Source organism: Microbispora sp. NBRC 16548 (assembly GCF_030268985.1).
Taxonomy (GTDB): Bacteria; Actinomycetota; Actinomycetes; order Streptosporangiales; family Streptosporangiaceae; genus Microbispora; species Microbispora catharanthi.
Genome location: NZ_BSSF01000051.1, coordinates 1 through 2,019, shown reverse-complemented (window position 1 = coordinate 2,019; position 2,019 = coordinate 1). Strand labels below are relative to the sequence as shown.

Here is a 2,019-nt window from a genome sequence, read left to right as displayed (position 1 = left end):
CACAAAGATTGTCCGGCGGTGTCCTACTCTCCCACACCGTCCCCGGTGCAGTACCATCGGCGCTGACAGGCTTAACTTCCGGGTTCGGAATGTAACCGGGTGTTTCCCTGCCGCTATGACCGCCGTAACCCCATGAAACACACAACCACACGGTTGCTGTCTCTGAGATCACATAGTGAACGCGAGCACATCATGGTCAAGTCCTCGGCCTATTAGTACCGGTCAGCTCCACACATTACTGCGCTTCCACTTCCGGCCTATCAACCCCATCATCTCTAGGGGGCCTTACCCACACAAGGTGGTGGGAGACCTCATCTTGAGGCGAGCTTCCCGCTTAGATGCTTTCAGCGGTTATCCCTACCGAACGTAGCCAACCAGCCGTGCTCCTGGCGGAACAACTGGCACACCAGAGGTTCGTCCGTCCCGGTCCTCTCGTACTAGGGACAGCCCCTCGCAAGTCTCCTGCGCGCGCAGCGGATAGGGACCGAACTGTCTCGCGACGTTCTAAACCCAGCTCGCGTACCGCTTTAATGGGCGAACAGCCCAACCCTTGGGACCTACTCCAGCCCCAGGATGCGACGAGCCGACATCGAGGTGCCAAACCATCCCGTCGATATGGACTCTTGGGGAAGATCAGCCTGTTATCCCCGGGGTACCTTTTAGCCGTTGAGCGACACCGCTTCCACACGCCGATGCCGGATCACTAGTCCCAGCTTTCGCTCCTGCTCGACCCGTCAGTCTCACAGTCAAGCTCCCTTGTGCACTTACACTCGACACCTGATTGCCAACCAGGCTGAGGGAACCTTTGGGCGCCTCCGTTACCTTTTAGGAGGCAACCGCCCCAGTTAAACTACCCACCAGACACTGTCCCCCACCCGGATTCACGGGCGCGGGTTAGACGTCCAAAACGACCAGAGTGGTATTTCACCAATGACTCCACGATAACTAGCGTTACCGCTTCCCAGTCTCCCACCTATCCTACACAAGACGCTCCAAACGCCAATGTCAAGCTGTAGTGAAGGTCCCGGGGTCTTTCCGTCCTGCTGCGCGAAACGAGCATCTTTACTCGTACTGCAATTTCACCGGGCCTGTGGTTGAGACAGCGGGGAAGTCGTTACGCCATTCGTGCAGGTCGGAACTTACCCGACAAGGAATTTCGCTACCTTAGGATGGTTATAGTTACCACCGCCGTTTACCGGCGCTTAAGTTCTCACCTTCGCACCCCGAAAGATGCTAAGCGGTCCCCTTAACGTTCCGGCACCGGGCAGGCGTCAGTCCGTATACATCGTCTTACGACTTCGCACGGACCTGTGTTTTTAGTAAACAGTCGCTTCCCCCTGGCCACTGCGACCCCCACCAGCTCACGGAGCAAGTCCGATCACCAGTAAAGGTCCCCCTTCTCCCGAAGTTACGGGGGCAATTTGCCGAGTTCCTTAACCACAGTTCACCCGACCGCCTTGGTATTCTCTACCTGACCACCTGAGTCGGTTTAGGGTACGGGCCGCCGCGACACTCACTAGAGGCTTTTCTCGGCAGCATAGGATCACCCACTTCGCCACAATCGGCTCGGCATCACACCTCAGGGAATATGAGAGACGGATTTGCCTATCTCTCCCCCTACATGCTTACCCCGGGACAACCACCGCCCGGGCTGGGCTACCTTCCTGCGTCACCCCATCGCTTACCTACTACCAGATCAGGCCAGGCGTTCACCCTGACGCCGGCTCCGAAGAGCCAACCGGGTTAAGGACCCTTAGTATCACTGGATTCGATATGGGCGCATCACAGCGGGTACGGGAATATCAACCCGTTGTCCATCGACTACGCCTGTCGGCCTCGCCTTAGGTCCCGACTTACCCTGGGCGGACGAACCTGCCCCAGGAACCCTTGGTCATTCGGCGCAGAAGATTCTCACTTCTGACTCGCTACTCATGCCTGCATTCTCACTCGCACGACCTCCACCACACGATCACTCGGCGGCTTCACCGGTTCGCACGACGCTCCCCTACCCACCACCAG

Annotated in this window: 2 rRNA genes; both read right to left on the bottom strand. The window is 57.9% G+C overall.

What is annotated here, in order from left to right:
- Nucleotides 1-10: 10 nt before the first annotated feature.
- A 5S ribosomal RNA gene (gene rrf, locus QSK36_RS42965) occupies nucleotides 11-127 on the bottom strand.
- A 65-nt stretch (nucleotides 128-192) separates the two neighbouring features.
- Nucleotides 193-2,019 (bottom strand): 23S ribosomal RNA (locus QSK36_RS42960); the annotation flags it as partial.